At 39.9% G+C, this 18,716-nt stretch carries 15 protein-coding genes and 3 pseudogenes; 5 read left to right on the top strand and 13 right to left on the bottom strand.

Annotated features, from left to right (window positions below):
- Window positions 1-2 precede the first annotated feature (2 nt).
- The gene (locus tag SO_RS19870; protein ID WP_011073949.1) at window positions 3-830 is read left to right on the top strand and encodes an OmpA family protein; all 828 of its coding nucleotides are present in this window, start codon (window positions 3-5) and stop codon (window positions 828-830) included.
- Between the two features lie 120 nt (window positions 831-950).
- On the opposite strand, the pseudogene SO_RS23300 reads toward SO_RS19870, so the two are convergent.
- From SO_RS23300 to SO_RS19845, 5 genes and pseudogenes are all read right to left on the bottom strand, one after another.
- A pseudogene (locus SO_RS23300) lies at window positions 951-1,529 on the bottom strand (sodium:proton antiporter); the annotation flags it as partial.
- 47 nt (window positions 1,530-1,576) lie between these two features.
- Entirely contained in the window at window positions 1,577-2,782 is a 1,206-nt protein-coding gene (locus tag SO_RS19860; RefSeq protein ID WP_011073948.1) for an IS256-like element ISSod5 family transposase, read from the bottom strand.
- 206 nt (window positions 2,783-2,988) lie between these two features.
- A complete protein-coding gene (locus tag SO_RS19855) occupies window positions 2,989-4,026 on the bottom strand; it encodes an FAD:protein FMN transferase (RefSeq protein ID WP_011073947.1) in 1,038 nt (345 codons plus the stop codon).
- A gap of 26 nt (window positions 4,027-4,052) precedes the next feature.
- Window positions 4,053-5,417, bottom strand: a complete 1,365-nt coding sequence (locus SO_RS19850) for a TrkH family potassium uptake protein (RefSeq protein ID WP_011073946.1) — start codon at window positions 5,415-5,417, stop codon at window positions 4,053-4,055.
- A gap of 3 nt (window positions 5,418-5,420) precedes the next feature.
- Complete coding sequence (locus SO_RS19845; RefSeq protein WP_011073945.1) at window positions 5,421-6,065, bottom strand: potassium channel family protein; 645 nt, start codon at window positions 6,063-6,065, stop codon at window positions 5,421-5,423.
- A gap of 1,042 nt (window positions 6,066-7,107) precedes the next feature.
- Here SO_RS19845 and SO_RS19840 point away from each other — a divergent pair.
- Window positions 7,108-7,677: a CBS domain-containing protein gene (locus SO_RS19840; RefSeq protein WP_011073943.1), complete on the top strand. Its 570-nt coding sequence runs from the start codon at window positions 7,108-7,110 to the stop codon at window positions 7,675-7,677.
- Between the two features lie 599 nt (window positions 7,678-8,276).
- On the opposite strand, the gene SO_RS19835 is transcribed toward SO_RS19840, so the two are convergent.
- On the bottom strand, window positions 8,277-9,254 hold the full coding sequence (locus tag SO_RS19835) for a TerC family protein (RefSeq protein WP_011073942.1): 978 nt from the start codon (window positions 9,252-9,254) through the stop codon (window positions 8,277-8,279).
- Window positions 9,255-9,507: 253 nt separating this feature from the next.
- Here SO_RS19835 and SO_RS19830 point away from each other — a divergent pair.
- A protein-coding gene (locus SO_RS19830; protein WP_141135407.1) for an IS3-like element ISSod1 family transposase occupies window positions 9,508-10,667 on the top strand; the annotation gives its coding sequence in 2 pieces (ribosomal slippage) (window positions 9,508-9,757 and window positions 9,757-10,667; 1,161 coding nt in all).
- Window positions 10,668-11,004: 337 nt separating this feature from the next.
- On the opposite strand, the gene SO_RS19825 is transcribed toward SO_RS19830, so the two are convergent.
- Together SO_RS19825 and SO_RS23575 are read right to left on the bottom strand one after the other, a co-directional pair.
- Window positions 11,005-11,247 (bottom strand): thioredoxin family protein, encoded by a 243-nt coding sequence (locus SO_RS19825; protein WP_011073941.1) that lies wholly within the window; start codon window positions 11,245-11,247, stop codon window positions 11,005-11,007.
- 420 nt (window positions 11,248-11,667) lie between these two features.
- Window positions 11,668-11,885, bottom strand: a pseudogene (locus tag SO_RS23575) (IS630 family transposase); the annotation flags it as partial.
- Between the two features lie 749 nt (window positions 11,886-12,634).
- On the opposite strand from SO_RS23575, the gene SO_RS19820 reads away from it, so the two are divergent.
- Together SO_RS19820 and SO_RS19815 are read left to right on the top strand one after the other, a co-directional pair.
- The gene (locus SO_RS19820) at window positions 12,635-13,438 is read left to right on the top strand and encodes an undecaprenyl-diphosphate phosphatase (protein WP_011073940.1); all 804 of its coding nucleotides are present in this window, start codon (window positions 12,635-12,637) and stop codon (window positions 13,436-13,438) included.
- Window positions 13,439-13,610: 172 nt separating this feature from the next.
- The gene (locus tag SO_RS19815; RefSeq protein WP_238560517.1) at window positions 13,611-13,883 is read left to right on the top strand and encodes a CBU_0592 family membrane protein; all 273 of its coding nucleotides are present in this window, start codon (window positions 13,611-13,613) and stop codon (window positions 13,881-13,883) included.
- A gap of 59 nt (window positions 13,884-13,942) precedes the next feature.
- Here the strand turns inward: SO_RS19815 and SO_RS19810 are convergent.
- From SO_RS19810 to SO_RS19795, 5 genes and pseudogenes are all read right to left on the bottom strand, one after another.
- Window positions 13,943-15,157, bottom strand: a pseudogene (locus SO_RS19810) (IS4-like element ISSod3 family transposase).
- Window positions 15,158-15,427: 270 nt separating this feature from the next.
- Complete coding sequence (locus SO_RS23295; RefSeq protein ID WP_420806947.1) at window positions 15,428-15,769, bottom strand: hypothetical protein; 342 nt, start codon at window positions 15,767-15,769, stop codon at window positions 15,428-15,430.
- A 23-nt stretch (window positions 15,770-15,792) separates the two neighbouring features.
- Window positions 15,793-16,167, bottom strand: a complete 375-nt coding sequence (locus tag SO_RS23290) for an Arm DNA-binding domain-containing protein (RefSeq protein ID WP_238560515.1) — start codon at window positions 16,165-16,167, stop codon at window positions 15,793-15,795.
- A 377-nt stretch (window positions 16,168-16,544) separates the two neighbouring features.
- Window positions 16,545-17,426, bottom strand: a complete 882-nt coding sequence (locus SO_RS19800; protein ID WP_011073939.1) for a hypothetical protein — start codon at window positions 17,424-17,426, stop codon at window positions 16,545-16,547.
- A 178-nt stretch (window positions 17,427-17,604) separates the two neighbouring features.
- Window positions 17,605-18,680, bottom strand: a protein-coding gene (locus SO_RS19795; protein ID WP_164925630.1) for an IS3-like element ISSod2 family transposase whose coding sequence is annotated in 2 segments (ribosomal slippage) — window positions 17,605-18,428 and window positions 18,428-18,680 — 1,077 coding nt in all. Because the reading frame shifts where the segments join, the coding sequence is not laid out codon by codon here.
- Between the last annotated feature and the right edge of the window lie 36 nt (window positions 18,681-18,716).

The following is an 18,716-nucleotide window of genomic DNA, read 5'->3' as shown; positions in this document are numbered from 1 at the left end:
AGATGAAAAAAAAGAAAGTTGATCCACCAGAAAATCATGAGCGTTGGTTAATTTCTTATGCTGATTTTATGACTCTCTTATTTGCATTATTTGTGGTGCTATACTCATTTGCGATGAGTGATAAAAATGAAGCTAAATTTATGGTTGAAGGTCTTATAGATTCGTTGTCTAAAATCGGATTAATATCAACACCTGCCGTAAATGCATTAGCACCTGGAGGAACAAGTATACTAGAACCTAATACAGTAACATCCGCTGTAGATGCAGAGCCCAAGCTTATTGAAACTGCAACAACCGCTCCTTCAACATCAGAGAGTAATAATGACCTAACAAATGCCAAGAGTAATGACACAATAAGGAAATATAAAGAGATAATATCTGCCAAGTTAAAAAATGAAATAGAAAATCAAGAGGTTGAGATTGATGAAGTGAGTGATAACTTGATCATTCGAATCGGTGACAACAATACTTTTTTTGCATCTGGATCTGCATTTATACAACCTAAATTCATACCTCTCATTGATAAGATTGGTGAGGTAATCGCATCTGTGCCAGGCAGAGTAGTAATCGCAGGGCATACAGATGCAACGTTGCCAATGGAGATTTATGCTGACAATTGGGATTTGTCTTCTTTAAGAGCGACTGCAGTAGTTAGAATTATGACCAAAAACAAAGGTGTAAATCCAAGTAGAATTATTGTTCAAGGTTTGGCAGATACACAACCTCGTTTTCAAAATGATACACCAGAGCATCGTCAGAAAAATCGCAGAATAGAGATAATTCTAAATCAAGGCAATACCGTTGAAAGCCATATTCCCATTCCTGAGTAAAGAATACTCCTTCTTAGATGTGTTTTAATTTGACAGTAGTAAAAAAAAATTCTGTTCAATAAATCTTTCTCAAACAAAAAAATAGTGAACTAGTTGAAACTAGCCACCATTCTTAACTAATTAAAAAATGTTAGCTAACATTAATGTTAGAGCATAACCCAAGCAATAACATAAGAATAATGCGGTGACATATTTGATATAACTGACAAAAGTAAGTTCTTTTACTTTACTCATTGCAACAATTCCCGCTGCCGAGCCAATTACTAACAATAAACCACCAACACCGATGCTATAAGTTAAACCAAGCCATTCCGATGTATTTAGAACTGGTTCCGCCTTGAACAGAGCTGCAGTAAGCGGAACGTTATCAATTAAAGCAGAGCAGAGCCTAAGCCTGAAAAAATTGAAATATTAGGGTCAAATATTGCATATGCTCTCGCTAATAAATCTAAAGTTCAAATCTCTTTAAACATTCCAACCAACAGTAATATACCCAAGAAGAATAATGTGTCATATTCAACTTGACGAACATATTCAAGAATCTTTATCTCCCCCTATGTCACTACGAAAAATATTACCGATTAAGAACATAATAGATAAGCCAGTTAAAAAAGTTAACACTGGTTGGATTTCGAATAGAATGTTAAACAACATAGTCATCATAATAGTACAAAAGAAAATGAATGCTATAAGTACATCACCTTTTGATAATTAGAGGCTGTTCATAATTCTGTGTCAGGTTAATTTCACAGGTCGATATGGTTTTCTAAGCGCCCCTCAAAATGGATTGAGAGCTGTGATAGCGTCAAATTCCAGTTTTGGATGGGGTGAGTCCAGCGCTCAGAGGCCTTCAATATACCTGCGTAAAGCAGCTTGAGTAAACTGTTCTCGTTAGCAAAACCGCCCTTCGTTTTGGTTAACTTCCTGAATTGCCTATGTACCGCTTCAACGGCATTGGTGGTGTAGATGGCAGTACGGACATAGTCTGGGTATTTGAAATACACCGATAGCAGTGCCCATTTGTTGCGCCATGACTTAATCACCACGGGGTATTTATCACCCCATTTCGTCTCCAGCTCATCCAATGCCATCTCGGCCGCATTCAAGGTGGCGGCCTTATAAACGCACTTTAAATCCGCCATAAAGGCCTTTTGATGCTTAGAGGCAACATACTTCATCGAGTTGCGAATTTGGTGGATGACACACAACTGTACTTCCGTCTGCGGGTAAATGGTTGCAATCGCTTCAGGAAAGCCTTTAAGGCCATCAACGCAGGCGATGAGGATGTCTTTAACGCCGCGATTATACAGGTCGGTTAGCACGCTTAACCAATGGTGAGCCCCTTCATTATCCGACAGATATAAGCCTAATAGCTCTTTTTTACCTTCGACGTTAAGCGCCAAAATGGTGTAAACCGCTTTGCTAATAAAGCGGCCGTTCTCTTTGATTTTATAGTGGATCGCATCGAGCCATATGACGGGGTAAAGCGGCTCTAGTTCGCGTTCGCGCCATGCTTGAAGCTCAGGGAGTAACTTGTCAGTAATGGCGTTCACCGTGCCGTTGGACACCGACATGCCGTACATGTCTTCGATATGCGCGCGAATATCTTGATAGCTGGAGCCTAATGAAAATAAGCCAATGATTTTACGCTCCATTTCATCGGTAAGTTGGGTTTGGTGCTTTTTGACTAATTGAGGTTCGAAGGTGCCCGCTCTGTCTCTGGGCGTGTTTAGCTCGAAGTTGCCAAGGGGGCTTTTAACTGTTTTAGTGGTTTTGCCATTCTTACGATTGGCGCCTTCAGTGCTTGCCAAGTGGCCATCCAGCTCAGCCGCCAAGGCCGCTTCAGTGAGTTGCTTAATCAAAGGGGTTAAGATGCCATCCTTGCCGGTGAGGTCTTTTCCTTCACGTAGTGCTTGAATGGCAGCATTGATATCAAAAGTAGGTGTGGTCATAAATCATCTCTTTTTGGTATAGCTTAAAGAAATGACACAGAAATTTGAACACTACCGATAATTATGGCTATTAGAAGCAATAGTTACTAACCCTTCAACTTTACCAGCAACTAGCAAATAAAAACATCACATGTTATCAACACATTGTCATCTAGGTTAAAATAGTGCAACGCAGATAATTTCGATTAATTAAATTAAAATTAATTTTAATGCTTTTTATTACCATCACTTTTAACTGCGGATGTAGTAAATAGATCAAAACCATTTGTTGAATACTCAATCAGCTCATTATTTTTATCAGTAATAAATAATGCATTGATAGAATTTTCATTGGCAATATCAATCCCTTTTTCATGACCTAGACAGAGAAGTGCAGTTGACCACGCATCGGCAAGCATTGGATTTTTATGCAGTACTGTAACAGAAACTGTATTGTGCGTTACAGGATACCCCGTTCTTGCATCTAAAATATGTGATAAACGAACACCATTATTATCAAAATAATGGCGATAAGTACCCGATGTCATTATCGCCTGATCCTGTTTTATCATTAACAGTTTGTGCAATATATTTTTATCGGGCAAAGGTCGCTCAATGGCAACTTTCCAGCTTTCACCATTTGGTTTATATCCTTTTACAACCATTTCGCCGCCTATCTCAACCAAATAGTTTTTTATATTATATCGTTCTAGTATTTCAGCTAATTCACCCACACTATAACCCTGAGCAATGGAAGACAAATCTACATGAACTTGTGCTCTATCTTTAGCCATAGAATTAGATTTAATTTTTATATGTTGCATACCGGTATCTTTAAGCGTTTCCGCAATAGCTATCGCACTTGGGTTCATTAATTGATATTTATCAAATCCCCACAAATCAAATAATGATTTTACAGTTAAATCATAACAACCAAGACTCTTATCGGATACTATTTTAGCTTGTGCGACCAATTCCACAATTTCTTCACCAACTACAATAGGCTCTGTACTCAGAGCCGAGTTAAATAAGCTTATAGTGGAGTCAGGTCGATAATTGGATAAGTTTTTATCAAGTTCATCAAATCGATTATTTATATTGTCTTCAACCAACTTTACATTAATGTTATTTGGACTCCAAAAGCTGATGTGCCATGTCGTTCCTTGAGCTTCTCCTTCAATCTTAACCATTTTAGGAGTCGGCTGAGGCTGACAACCAATCACCATTGTACAGATAGAAATTGCAAAATAACGAGTCAATCTCATGCTAATTCTCCCCACTCGCACTAAGTTTACCCGATGGTTAATTTAGTTTCAGGATAACGTATACGTTTTGATTTTGGGCTCGCTAAAAAATAGGCAAGGGTTAGTGGACCCAATCGTCCCATAAACATTAAAAAAATGATTATAAACTGTCCAGTTACCGTTAAATTAGATGTTAGTCCCCTTGATAGACCTACAGTGCCGAATGCTGAAACAGCTTCAAAAATGATATCTATCATAGAAGCATTTTCACTTAACAATAGGAAAAATATTGATGCCCAAATCGTTCCCACTGATATCATCGCTAATGCTAGCGCTTTACTGATGGTATCTTTAGATATGCCACGATGATAAACGTAAACAAAGTCATAGCGCCTTAAATAACCATAGGTTGCTAATATTAGCACCATGAATGTGACGACTTTTATTCCGCTTGCTGTACTTAAAGATCCCCCGCCGATAAACATTAACATCAGCATTATCGCGGTCGTAGCATCTTCAAGTTCATTCATTGCAAGTGTATTAAACCCAGCGGTTCTTGGAGTGACAGCTTGAAACCAAGATGCTAACCATTTACCTGTCTCTGATAATGGTACCAATGTTTTAGGATTATTATATTCGATACAATAAATAGCTAATACGGCAATTGCATTAATCGAAATTGTACCAATAATCATCATTTTGCTATAGGTAGTTAATTTATCCCAACGTTTTTTACGCCATAAATCAATCCAAACTGTAAATCCTAAACCACCAATTATAAATAGTGCTGTAATGGTTAAATTTATAATAGGATCTTCAACATAAGGCATGAGGCTATCAGGACTCAATCCTATCCCAGCGTTATTAAATGCGGAAATTGTATAAAAAAAACCATGGAATAAACTTGTTCGCCAACCAAGCTCATCCGACCATGAAACAGCTAAAATTATCATGCCGATTAACTCGACACAAAGGGAAAAAATTAATACAGATTTTGCCGTTGTCACTAATGTAGCTGTATTTGTACTATTATAGGCTTCCTTGGCGATAGTGTTTTGTAAAAAACCAATCTTAGCCCCTAAAGCGAGTAAAGTCACAATTGCAAAGGTCATGATACCAAGACCACCAAGTTGAATGAGTAACGCAATAACAACTTGACCAAATGTGGTATATACGGTTCCCACATCGAAAACAACTAAACCTGTTACAGTAACCGCGGAGGTCGCATTAAATAAACTTTGACTCCACGTAACAGGGACAGTTGTAGATATTGGTAATTTAAGTATTAAAGTGCCAATTAATATTAAAAAAATAAAACTAATTGATAAAATTAAAGGTGGTGCAGCCAATATGTTCTTTGCTGCTTTAGATGTCCGCTGTGCTAAGTAAACAGATGGATGCCAAGAAACCATAATTTACATTAACCTTGTCGCAATTGACTTAAGTTCAGCTCGAGTGCCGCAGAGTAAAAACACATCATTTTCATATAATCGGAAATCAGCATTTACACTAGAATAAACTTGAGTTCCTCGTTTGACTAATATTGGTTTAATACTCCCCTTTAAAATATCGGATATTGGCGAATTATGTAATTTATTGCGAATATGAACTTCAACAACGTATAAACCACTCCCTAAAGATAAGTAATTATTTACCATAGGATAGTTTAACGCCTGAGCAACGCGAATACCCATTTCTTCTTCTGGATGAATAATTCGGTCAACCCCTAGTTTTGAAACGATTGTATGATGGGCTTTTGTACTTGCTTTAACCCATATTTGTTTTACGCCAAGATTTTTTAATGCCAAGATACACAATAAACTTGATTGCATATCTTCGCCAATCGCAACTAACACTGCTTCACTATTATCAAGGTCTAACTCACGTAAAGCGTTTTCATCAGTTGAGTCACAGACTACAGTTTGTGTCAACTCATCGACATACTTTTCTGCAAGCTTAGGATCACGTTCAACCCCTGTAACCGTATGCCCTAGATGAATTAATTCTAACGATGCTGCAATCCCAAAACGACCTAGTCCAATCACTGTAAAATGTGCCATGTTTGCCCTAAAATTCAGGTTACAAAAAAACAGCAAAACAATAACCTATGGCATTTTCTATAGCAACATAAAATTAGCGGTTTTCATAGAGATGAATATTCGACATTAATGCTATTTTAGAAACTAAATTTTGATTATAAAATCTATGCCATGGCATAAGCGGTCACTACAATTTTGTTCATTATTCCAGCTGTTAAACCTAGTTATTTAACTTAGTTTTTGTGCTTTAGCAGTTGAATTCGGGATGTAGCAAAGCAAACTAGGACAATGGAATAGACCCATCTACTTTTAATCGGCCTCGCAATAGGCAACGATATCGTCACTAAAAACCATCAGTTCGAGCACTAGTTCACCAATGAAATGGGATGTGCAAGTTCGTTTTACTCGAATTTCTCTCATTTAATGCCTAATAGCTGGCATCGTTCCATTTATTGCCTTTTATGCGGTTACAGGAGGTGGCAAAGATTTCATTAATGGCTGGTATTTTCGCCTAGGTGTGACTTGGTGGAACACTGTAACAAAAGTCAAAGTAACCTCCTTGCATTGTTGCTGTCTCCAATAAAACTGGCCAACAAAATTAAAGTTTATTAATGATATTTCAAGTGATTGCAACCCAATAGTTACTTCGTCTACGATGAAATTGGTAATTAATGATTGAACTGGATCACAAAAATGCTGTTCAGGTGTGTTGTTGTTTGGCTATTTGCTTTGACAATGTTACTTGGCACACACCATGCCTGTGTCCAACAACAGTTAGCTATCGGGCCGCTCTTTCATGAGCATACAACCGATACAGTCAGTCTACAGCCCTCAGTAGACCACTCCATCAATTTACTTCGACCATATTCCGATACCTATGAACTGCAGCCAACTCAGCCTTCGACGCTTATCGCTCAGTTTTCTGTCTGTGAATGTTGCGGCAATCGCACTCTGGTTGAGTCTCTTGGAAGCCTTTGCCGTGGCATGCCAATTGGCCAAGCACCTCCCTCTGTTTGTTGATGATTTAAACCTAAATAAAATTAATAGACTGAGGATCTTTACCATGAAAACATTGCACCCTTTTAACTTAGGTTCTTCACCTTTATCCGTTGCTCATCAAACCCTAACGGAACAGTCTCCTGCTATTGCGGCCATGCAACAGATTGATGATCACCACTTATGGTCTTTACCTCGGGACATGTCCGTCGCCGATGCAAGAAAACGGCTATTATCAGCTCCCGGCATTACGTTTTTGGTGACTGCAGCATCGGGATGCTTGGAAGGTGTTGTAAGCTCTGCAGAATTAGCCTCAGATCGTATTCTAACAATGGTGAGTAAAACAGTTACGCCATTTTCGTTAACGTTGGCTGATGTGATGCTGCCTAGAGAAAAACTGCAGGCTGTCACCCTAAATGAGCTCCAGTTTGCTACCGTAGTTGATGTTTTTCGCTCCTTAAGCAGTAGCCCTACAGGGCTATTATTGGTGGTTGATGCCGATAATAAGCTTTGTGGTATTATCGGTAGTGACGACATTACAGAGCGACTCAGTCTGCCAGTCCCATCAAAACAACCCCTTGCAGCAGAGATAGTGCATCAGTTGCATGAGAGCCATAAACTGGTAATTAATACTTAATATTGATAGATATCTGAGGACAATGTAGTTGGAGATTCAACTGCATTGGCTTACGGAACAGGTAGTTAAACATTCTCGTCAACTTGTTAAAGTATTTACTAGCTATTTGCAGGCAAAACCAGCTAGCTAAAAATCAACGTAAAATGGGACTTTTATGTGTGGAATCAGACTAATATTTTCTTACCTAGCCTGGTTCTCTTTGATAAAAGTCCACTTCTCTCAGTTTTTGACTTACTGATAAAGTCTTAAACGACCGATATTTGCTTGATGCTGAACATTTGGGATGCGTTGTATGCATCCTTACTCTGTAAAAGCACTTATTGTACAAGTCGATCATTTTCACATCGTAAATTTGTCGGTTTTCCACCACAAATTCTAGAGTTCGTCTGGTCACTTTTTTGTGCATCATATTTACACTCTTGCCATATCCCTTTTAAATCGCTGCACTTGGCTTTTTCAAGGCCTGCTAGTTCATCTCAACTGATGCAGTTGTAGCGTAAGCAGAACTAAAAACTCGTACTTAGGAAGCACTAATTACGCACGAAAAAGGCCATCGAGCATCTGCTTAATGGCCTTGATTTATCTATATATTACCGTCGTTACTTCTGCTCGCGTGTCTTCCACAATGAGAATAAAACACCCGCAAGCAGTAGACCAAAGGTGACGCCTAGGGATAACGCTGTTGGGATCTTAAAGTCCACAATGCCTTCGTGATTAAAGTACACCAGCCCCACTTTAACACCGATAAACACCAACACGACCGACAGCGCGTACTTGAGGTACTCGAAACGATGCACCATAGCAGCGAGAGCAAAGTACAATGCCCGCAAACCTAAAATAGCAAAGATATTAGAGGTATAGACGATAAAAGGATCTTGGGTAATCGCAAAAATCGCTGGAATACTGTCAACCGCAAACACCAGATCCGCAGTTTCTACTAAGATCAACGCCAAAAACAAGGGCGTTGCCCACCAGCCTTTACTGAGTTGATGATCCTCACCCCTTACCCAAAACTTCTCTTGATGCAGGCTTGGAGTAAAGCGCATTTTAGAACGTAACCATTTGTAAAACTTATTATCTTGAATATCACCATGCTCATCGTTCGAAAAGAGCACCTTAATACCAGTGAAAATCAAGAACAGACCAAACAACACCAACACGCCTTGGTATTGCGCCACCAGCGCCGCGCCTAAGCCAATCATAATGGCGCGTAGCACGATAACGCCCATAATGCCCCAAAACAGCACTCGGTGTTGATACAAACGTGGAATACCTAAGCTGCTGAAAATCAAGGCGATAACAAAAACGTTATCCATTGACAGCGACTTTTCGATAAGGTAACCCGTGAGGTATTCCATCCCCGCGGTTGATCCCTTGTACCACCATAACCAAGCGCCAAATAATAGCCCCATACAAATATAAAAGGCCGATAACTTGAGGCTCTCTGCGACAGTAATTTCATGCTGCTCTTTGTGTAGCACGCCTAAATCAAAGGCCAACAACGCCAACACAAATCCAAAAAACATTAACCAAACCCACATCGGGTAGCCCACAAAGAGTGTGGTAAAAAACTCCATATTGATCCTTAACAACCTAAAATACCGAACTATTTCGGCCTATTTACTAACCAGCATTTTAATACTTAATCGACTCTAAAACAGGTAAATGAAATAAAAAACTAAATTATCAGATTAAAACTCACGCTTTTCTATCGAAGTGACCCGAAAAATGCATTTATGAGCGCACCTAACTCAAGAATGATATGTTCTGGTCTAATCCCATCGGACACTTAATTTTGAGACAGTATGGTCAATAAATTAAGAGGTCTATATGAGTCTGAAAAAATCACATAAGAGTTATCCGCAGGCATTTAAAGATGAAGCCGTCTTGATGGTGCTGGAGCAAGGTTATAGCGTTGCCGATGCGGCAAAGTCTCTTGGAGTTAGCACGAGCCTGCTTTACAACTGGAAGGAAAAACACGAAGCCCTGCAACAAGGCATCACCTTAGAAGAGTCTGAGCGTGATGAGTTGAAGCGATTGCGTAGAGAAAACAAAGAATTACGCATGGAAAAAGAAATTCTAAAAAAGGCAAGCGCCTTCTTTGCGAGAGAAATGAAGTAAGATTTCGTTTCATCAAACTGCAATCTCACCTGTTTCCCATAACACTGTTATGTCGAGTAATGAGTGTCAGTAAGTCAGGCTATTACGATTGGCATAAACGCCCTGCAAACGTGATAAGCGTTGAAACACTGAAGCTTTATCGCCTTGTTCGACAGCTATTTAAGCAAAGTCGAGGCAGCTTAGGGAATCGTGAAATGGTGAAGAAATTGCGCAAGGAAGGCTACCAGGTTGGTCGCTATCTCGTTCGTAAAATTATGCACCGCCTTCGACTCAAAGCAACCCAGCGATGTGCTTACAAGGTGACGACACAGCGAAAACACTCAGATGCAGTGGCTGATAACCTGTTAAACATGAACTTTAATCCAGTATCGGCTAATCAGGTCTGGGCGGGTGACGTGACCTATTTAAAGACGGGTGAAGGCTGGATGTACTTAGCTGTGGTGATGGATTTATATTCACGCCGGATTGTGGGATGGCGCATAGACAAACGCATGACCACAGATTTGATATCCAAGGCATTAATAAAAGCCTACAACCTGCGACAACCAGCGCGAGGGCTGGTATTTCACAGTGACCGAGGCTCGCAATATACCAGTAAACAATTCGGTAGGCTGCTATCGAGCTATGGTATCCGAGCCAGCATGGGTGATGTGGGTGCGTGTTGGGATAATGCCGTTGTTGAGCGATTCTTTGGTAGCTTGAAACACGATTGGATTTTTAAAGTTGCTCAACCAACAAGGGAGTTTATGAAGCAAGATGTGACGGCTTACATCAAATATTACAACTTGGAGCGACTTCATTCTGCTAATAACGATCTGTCACCTGTAGAGTTTGAGAATTCTCAAGTAAAAGTGTCCAGTTTGGGTTGACCAGTACAATAAGCCTAAATCTACTCGGTGTGGTCGTCTCAAATGCCAGACAGGTCTTCAATCGATGACTATTTTTTGGCTGGAATATGAAATATTGGACTTGCATGCCTCACCTTGTACGAGCCTAGCTCCCCCATTACTAACTGATTTAGCGCATTAATCTAAGTTAATTGACCTAGTTTTTTATGGGTTTCGTTGTGATTAACGATATTTGGGAGGCGTAAAATACAAACAAATAAGAAATGTGTGGTTTTCCTTTGTTCCAATATGTCTAGAGCATTAATGTGAAACAGAAGTGTCCTTGAGCAATGATGTAACATATTGATTTAGTTAATTACTAAAGCGAATCATTTAGCCATGACTCAACCATATGTTTCTGCGGAGTAGAGCCCCAGTGTACTAATCTTTCGTTAATAACTACTGCGGGCGAACTCACCACTCTATAGTTCATTATTACCTCAGGATTTGACTCCATAGTTAAGTTAATAGAGATACCATGATCCGAAGCGGTAGAAGTGATTAACACTGCTGTACTTGTGCATTTTGTGCATCCATGGCCCAAAACTTTTATGTATAGCATTTTTACACTCTCAGAAAATGGGAAATCAAATAAATACAACAAGTTATTTAATGTATGTTAAGGGTGTTCAGCAAATCCCTATCTCAATGTGATCAAGGTCAAAATTTATTTGCGCACTATGCCTTTGTGTTTTGTTCGAATCAACTAGGAGTTCATTAAGATTTTGATGATTTTCTTAAATTTTTGTTAACCTTGGAATGCTTCGATTGGTCAAAAATTTAAGTGTTCAGTATGACTGGGTAACCTTAGTAAGCTTTGCCGTCCATACACTTAAGCTATATTGTTAATATCATGACACCATTATCCACATCAATCATGTTAATCACCAATAGTTTACAATTCACCATATTAACATTCTGATAACAATCAGTTTTTATGTAAGATTATAGACCCTAGCCGACGATATGCTGAGACTTCATTTTCTTTACGCCCTGGCGTTGCCACTAACAGTTGTTTCCCTCGAAAGCCCCACTCTACATCGATCTTAGGCTTTAAATTGATATCTACTTCGTCTTCACAAAAAACGGGATTATTGGCATTGCAGTTATCCAAGGCCACTTTAATCGCTGCAAGCTTTTCTTCCTTATGCGGGTCACGAATTATCGCGTTGTAGCCGCCCGACACCACACAATCCAGAGTTCAGGCATCCGTCGACATAATGTTGCGCTATGAATATCAATTCCTATGTGTTTTCATAATATTTTGTCTAGCAACTATGTACTCCATCGACTGCGTTGATAGCCTTAATCCTGTGATGAGCATGGGGATAAGGCTTAAATACAGAGCTCTTCCTGAATGCTAGGGCGTGTTGACGTTTCGAGATTAAATTTTGTTCGTTCTGGCAAGCTCGTGCTCGCGAAACGAGGAATGATGTGTAGTTATTCTACTCAAATGACGAGTGACAAAGAGCATGGGCTTGCCAGACGAACCCTTCGGGCAGCATTTGGCTGACGTTTCTGCTGCGTTATCGTCCGTTTATGTAGAATAACTACACAGCACGGACTTTGCCTTGCATAAACGCCAGCCAAATTGCTGCAAAAATAACCCTGAAACGTCAATACGCCCTAGTATGGTGCTCAAAAAACCGTGTTTCATCGTCAATCGTTCATCTGTAATCAGAATATAATTTTGATTTAAACCCGACAAACGCTGGATTTCACTATTAGGAAACAAAGCCTTATACAGTTTAAAAAATAGGTGTCTGATAGAATTAGACCAGAGCATAGCCTCAGCAATCTGTCTAAGATAAATGAAAAATATTGAATATAGTTTGAAATCGTATAACGAACATTAAATATAATTAACGTAATCACAACAGAAGTAAAAACTGATATTTTATCCACACATTTTTAGCACAACACGATTTTTTATTCTTAGAGGTTGGGTAATGGATTTAATTTATTTTATAAAGGCTTTTTTTCTAGGAGTTATTGAAGGCATTACAGAGTTTCTACCAATATCTAGTACAGGCCATCTTATTTTAATTGGTGATTGGATAAATTTCTCATCAAACGAAGAAAAAGTATTTGAAGTCGTTATTCAACTAGGTGGAATCTTGGCTGTATGCTGGTTATTCAGAGATAAAATAATAAACTTAATAAATGGCGTGCTAAAGTCTGATCCTGTAGCACAACGCTTTGCAGTTATCGTGATGATCTCATTCTTACCTTCAGCAATTATTGGCGCATTGTTTATACATGATATTAAAAATGTATTATTTAATACCACTGTAGTTGCTACAGCTTTAATTGTTGGCGGGTTAATTATACTTTGGGTTGAAAATAGAAAAGATAGTGAAAAATTTAAAATAGAAAACATAGAAAAAATTGGATTTAAACAGGCTATTATAATTGGGATTGCACAATGCATTGCTATGATCCCGGGAACATCTAGATCTGGTGCTACAATTGTCGGTGGAATGCTATCAGGAGTATCGCGCAAAGCTGCAACTGAATATTCATTTTTCTTAGCGATCCCTACTATGTTAGGTGCAGCTATATATGATGCATCGAAAAACTATCATTTATTAAATACGGACGACATACTGGCAATACTAATTGGATTTAGTGCTGCATTTATTTCAGCACTCATTGTAGTAAATGCTTTAATACGATTTGTAGCTAAACATTCTTTAAGTGTTTTTGCGTGGTATAGAATTGCATTAGGTTTGATCATATTTTCTGTTAACTAATACAGTGCTGAGGCTTTACTTTATAAATATTTTTAATTCAATCAGTAACAGTTGGACACACTAAAATTTCGCGCCATTAACCCTGTGCAAACGAAATTATGTTGGTAACAGTTGTTCTTAATGTAGTTCTACATGATGAGAATTAACTTATAAATAAAAGAGGGGTAATTAATTGTTATATAAAAAATTTAATGCATTATTGAACACACATATGCGGACCTTTGAAATGGTTGGTGTTCTAATGCGAATATTTAGTTTTTCACTTGTCAGTTGGCTTGGCCCAGAAAGTCCTTTTATGTTTGTGTGGATTTTTAACACAATAGATGCTGTTTTGCTAACTTGGTGCGCCGCTTTACGCAAAGATTCCGCTTACACGTTACTCAATGGTTTTTGGATTTTGATCGGCATTATAGGGATCGCAAGAGCTGGCGGATTTATTAACTAATTTTCCAATTCATCAATCACTCTATATCGGACGTACTAACATTACTCTGTAGGATCCCCTCATAATTCATAGCCCCAACAACCATGAGTTAATGAGAGTTGGGCTAGTTTCTTCGCAGCACAAAGCAAATCATCTGCTGATATGGGGTAGTCATGCCGTCGCCGCAGCAGTTCTTTGCCCATCCTGATTGTTGATAGCACATTCCTTTTCTTTACCGTGTTGGCTTGGAAGTGCCGCTGTAATTGCTGTGTTTCTCCGTATAATCCTACTCACCAAAATGCCAGTTGTACCAATAATGCTATCAATAGCAGTATGTCCATCCTCGCCGCATAACGTGTTCTGCTATGACGTAAACCAAAGCCATAAGCGGGGCTTTTTAAATCTCTAAAGGTTTCTTCTATTTGCATCCGTTTTTGGTAAATATTAACCAGTTTTTGAGGCGACATGGCTTCTATGGTCAAGTTGGTCACCAGTGCCCAAGGCTCTTTGGCGGTCAGTTCATACGTCCATTGCGCCGTATGGTGACAGTCTGTTGTCGTACTTCGCTGACCTTTTCTGCCTTTACTTGGAGCCCTGAACAATACCATCTCGCATAACAAGGGTTTCTTTACCGATAACGCCACTCGCCCAACATGTTTTGCGCGACGACTGGCTTTGGGATAAAGCGCTTTTAGCGAAAATTGGCGACCGAAGGGGTGCAGCCGATAGACACTTAATCCTCTGACACGACCCAGCCAATACCAACCGAGCTGCTCGACTTTTCGAAACCATGGATTACGGAAGCCCGCGTCAGTGACTATCAGCGGGGTAATATTGTCAGGTAACACTTTATGGAGTTCATTCAGAAACTGATTATGGGCAGTTTGTGTGCCTTGTAGTACTAACGGAAATGTTCGCTCGTAGAGCGTGATAGAGCGGCCCTTAATCGCAATAGAGGCGCGTAGTGCAATCAGTTCACGACCTTCACGCATATCAGACCAATCCACCAGTATGGTCGGCATCGTATGTGCTGTTAGCAGCCACTTTGCATGCCACTGATAAACAGCCAGTCTTTCATGGTGAAGGTGCGGGTTGCCCAATAATCTATCCATGCGTTTTATTGAGTGTTTAGTATGAGTGCTGGTGCCATCAATGTGCCGCCCTAAATGCGTGAGGGTGAGACAATCCGCGTTGATGAGGGCTTTGCAGGCGACCATGAGTGTATTCAGTCGCTTTTGATGGATTTCTGGACAATGTTGATAGAGAGATTGATGTAAGATAGTTAACACTTGCACCTTGATGCCCTGTGATTGATGTTTGTTCGCACTTCCATCTGATCACACTTCAAGGTGCAAGTTCACTCTAATTTAATGATTTATCTGAAAATCATCAGGGGATTCTTCAGAACATTACTGGAGCGTCTGCTTGGAAAAACCTATTCGAAACCACATGCTCTGATTTTTAACTCATATAGCCATTCCATCACTATGGGAGGCAATGGAATCGCAATACCCACTCCTGATTTGCTTCTGTCTTTGGACTGATTCCACTCCTTATCATCAAGATTAAGGCGCTTCAGCCAGCTCAGACTTACGTACTCCCAATGTAATCAGTAGTGCACAGGCTAGGTAGTTGTCACGGCTAAAGCTGTTACTATTTTCTCTGGCGATTTTAAAAAACGTGGTGACTTCCTCTAGCGTTAAAGCGCGGTCTTTACTTTTTTCTAAGCCACCAGCATCTGATATAGAAAATGCACTGGCGGGATTTGTGCCAAGCAGATCCAGCTTTATGCCGTGTTTAAAAAGCTGCTTGCAGTACATTAGAGCATCGTTAGCGATGGCTGGGCGGCCTGTCGCTGCGATAGCTTTAAGGATGTTTCTGATATCTCTAGCTGTAACAGTATCGATATTAAAGCTGCCTATATGCGGCGCTATATCCTTGCTGTAGATACGTTTTGGAATATTGCGTATTTAAGTCGATTGATGTTACCTAGATGCCAATCAGCAAAAAGCTCATCAACAGTTTTGATTTGGGATTGCTCTGCACGTTTTTTGGCTACGAGCGGGTCGAGACCATCGCGAAACTGTTTCATTTTGGTAGCAGCTTCCGCACGCGCATCAGCAAGAGACATATCACTGTATTTTGCTAAGGTCATTTCTTGGCGTTTGGATTTCGCCGTGTAACGGAGCATCCAATATGGAACGCCAAGTTTTGGGACAACAAAATACTGACCGGCTCCATCTGCATACCGGCCTGGCTCTCCTTTAGCCTTGGACTCAATCTCTTTTACTGTCAAGTTTCCCATAAATCCATTCCCCATCATGACCTTAAGGTTGCTTTTATGAAAGCCAATAATACCCACCACTGACGATCGGGATTATTGTAGTATACCCACCAATATACCCACCATATGGCGGTGGGTAGTGGTGGGTATATATGGATGGTATTGACGATTGATAGGTTAAAATTTTTTAAAAACAATGGATAATGATGCTAAATCGATGGTTGCGGATATTATTCCACGTTCTGGATCAGAATGTTGATTGATGATTTTATTTTATTTAAAATCAATAATTTGATTCTATTTTTACGTTTGCTTTTTGGTTTTAGTAACCGATTTAGTAACCACTTGGTTGTCGTTAACATACTTGATTCTAAATAATGCGGCTTAATATATAGGTTCTAATAAACAACCCCATATACGCCCGTAGCACAACTTTGGCAGGTATCATCATCGAACATATGCCCTGCATTCATAGACTCATTACAGTGCTTACACTTTCCACGGGCAATCTTACTATCGTGGATAGCTTTTGCTGCAGACTTAACCTGTCGCGGTGTAGAACTAAGAGCCATTTCCCGTTGAATAACCCATTCAAAGCTCGGTTCATGCGGATGCGGCCAAGTGATTAAACCAATGGAGATGGCTATGTAATCGTCAAATATATCGACACTTATATCTTTATTATATAAGGAGCTTGTGACTTTATCGGATAGAACATCAAAGTGTTGTTCCACAAACCTGCCGCAAGCGCTGTAGGCACATGTGGCCGTTCCATCTTGAGACTTAAAATTGGCATCAATTAATTTATTGCACTTAGTGCAGATAAAGAATGCTGGTGACTGGTCTATTGCCCGCGTTACCGCTTTTAGGCTGTGCGTTAACCTTTTAGGGTTCACGCCAATTTTTTTGTGGATTAGCTTATCAAAATAACCATTATTACACCGGACATGTGCAGTGACGGTGAAATCCTCATCAAGATGAACGGTATAAAGTGGTCTATTAGGTAACGTAATCGACTCCTTTAGAGAAAGGTCATCGCAATCGAGTGTAGGGGACTCTTTCACTTTGCTGTTCTTCGTTTCAGAGCCGTAAATGGGATACGAATTCCACTCAAAAGATTTGAAAGGGCTGCCTATCTCATCAAGCAGTGCCATTGTTTCTATTGGTATTATTAAATCCATTAAAACCAGATAACGGTCAATTAAATCTGGACGCCCAGTAAAGCAGATGGCGTTTTGCTCCAGCAGTGATTCAATAGTTGGAATGCAATCGAGATCCATGTCGTCTTCCATGTGACAAAATAAAGCTGTTGATTAAACGCATTCTAACCAAAGCACCGAAACAGTGTTAGCGAGAGTTTTCAACTCGTACTAATAATGAGTGGGTTAACAACTTCTAAACTTAACTGGTGATTAAACTGGTAATCCTCCCATTTTTAACCGAAGTTAAAAGTAGAGTTCATGCAACCATCAATGGCGGCTTTCCGCCATTGGCTTTGTGCGGCCGTTCATGATTGTAAAACCATAACCATTTTGTGGCATAGTCCTGAACTTCTTCAAGCGTATCAAATAAATGTTTGCTTACCCAGCTGTACCTGATGGTCTTATTGTGTCGTTCTATGTACGCATTTTGCTGTGGCTTGCCAGGTTGAATGTAATCAATCCTGATCTCATGCTTTTTCGCCCATTCCGTAAATTCGTGGCTAATAAATTCAGGTCCATTGTCACAACGGATCGCGATTGGTTTTGTTCGCCCTTCAAGTAGCTGATTTAGGGTCCGGATCACCCGCATTGTTGGCAATGAAAAACCTGCTTCAATCGCGAGCCCTTCACGTTTAAAGTCATCAATCACGTTGAACAGTCGATAGCTTCGTCCATCTGATAACTGGTCATGCATAAAATCTATCGACCAAACCTGATTGGCTTTAGTTGGCTCTTTCAGCGGCTCTGGTGCATTTCGTTTTAACCTTCTGCGCGGTTTTATCCGCAGATTTAACGCTAATTCGCAGTAAATTCGGTATACACGCTTGTGGTTCCAAGCAAAGCCTTTTACGTTGCGTAAGTAATTAAAACACTGACCAAAGCCCCAATCCGATTCTTTTTCAGTTAATTCAACAAGAAATTCTGCAATCTCTGCATTTTCGTCATCATTAACGCGCCGGTAGCGATAACAGGTTTCGCTGATACAAAATGCTGCACAGGCCAAACGGATACTGATTTTTCGATTTGCAACTGCATGCTGAGCCATCGCTTTACGTTGCGACAGCTTTACCACTTTTTTGCCATGGCTTCCTGAATGACATCGGCCTTTAGCCGCTCTTCGGCATACATCTTTTTCAGTCGAGCATTTTCAGCTTCAAGCTCTTTTAGACGAGCCATCAATGACGCATCCATGCCGCCAAATTTGGCTCGCCATTTGTAAAAAGTCGCTGAGCTCATGCCATGTTCGCGGCACAATTCTGGGACTGGAGTTCCGGCTTCAGCTTGTTTAAGGATTGCCATGATTTGGCTATCGGTGAATTTTGATGTTTTCATAGTGAATCTCCTGCGTTTATGTTACGAGAAAATTCT

It is taken from the genome of Shewanella oneidensis MR-1 (genome assembly GCF_000146165.2).
GTDB lineage: Bacteria > Pseudomonadota > Gammaproteobacteria > Enterobacterales > Shewanellaceae > Shewanella > Shewanella oneidensis.
This window is presented reverse-complemented; position numbering and strand designations above follow the sequence as displayed.

Coding starts and splice junctions, on each gene's coding strand:
- SO_RS19845 (WP_011073945.1), bottom strand. CDS start 6,065: ATGGCACATTTTACAGTGATTGGACTAGGTCGTTTTGGGATTGCAGCA.
- SO_RS19860 (WP_011073948.1), bottom strand. CDS start 2,782: ATGACCACACCTACTTTTGATATCAATGCTGCCATTCAAGCACTACGT.
- SO_RS19825 (WP_011073941.1), bottom strand. CDS start 11,247: ATGCTATACATAAAAGTTTTGGGCCATGGATGCACAAAATGCACAAGT.
- SO_RS19835 (WP_011073942.1), bottom strand. CDS start 9,254: ATGGAGTTTTTTACCACACTCTTTGTGGGCTACCCGATGTGGGTTTGG.
- SO_RS19820 (WP_011073940.1), top strand. CDS start 12,635: ATGGATTTAATTTATTTTATAAAGGCTTTTTTTCTAGGAGTTATTGAA.
- SO_RS19800 (WP_011073939.1), bottom strand. CDS start 17,426: ATGGATCTCGATTGCATTCCAACTATTGAATCACTGCTGGAGCAAAAC.
- SO_RS23290 (WP_238560515.1), bottom strand. CDS start 16,167: ATGGGAAACTTGACAGTAAAAGAGATTGAGTCCAAGGCTAAAGGAGAG.
- SO_RS19870 (WP_011073949.1), top strand. CDS start 3: ATGAAAAAAAAGAAAGTTGATCCACCAGAAAATCATGAGCGTTGGTTA.
- SO_RS19840 (WP_011073943.1), top strand. CDS start 7,108: ATGAAAACATTGCACCCTTTTAACTTAGGTTCTTCACCTTTATCCGTT.
- SO_RS19855 (WP_011073947.1), bottom strand. CDS start 4,026: ATGAGATTGACTCGTTATTTTGCAATTTCTATCTGTACAATGGTGATT.
- SO_RS19850 (WP_011073946.1), bottom strand. CDS start 5,417: ATGGTTTCTTGGCATCCATCTGTTTACTTAGCACAGCGGACATCTAAA.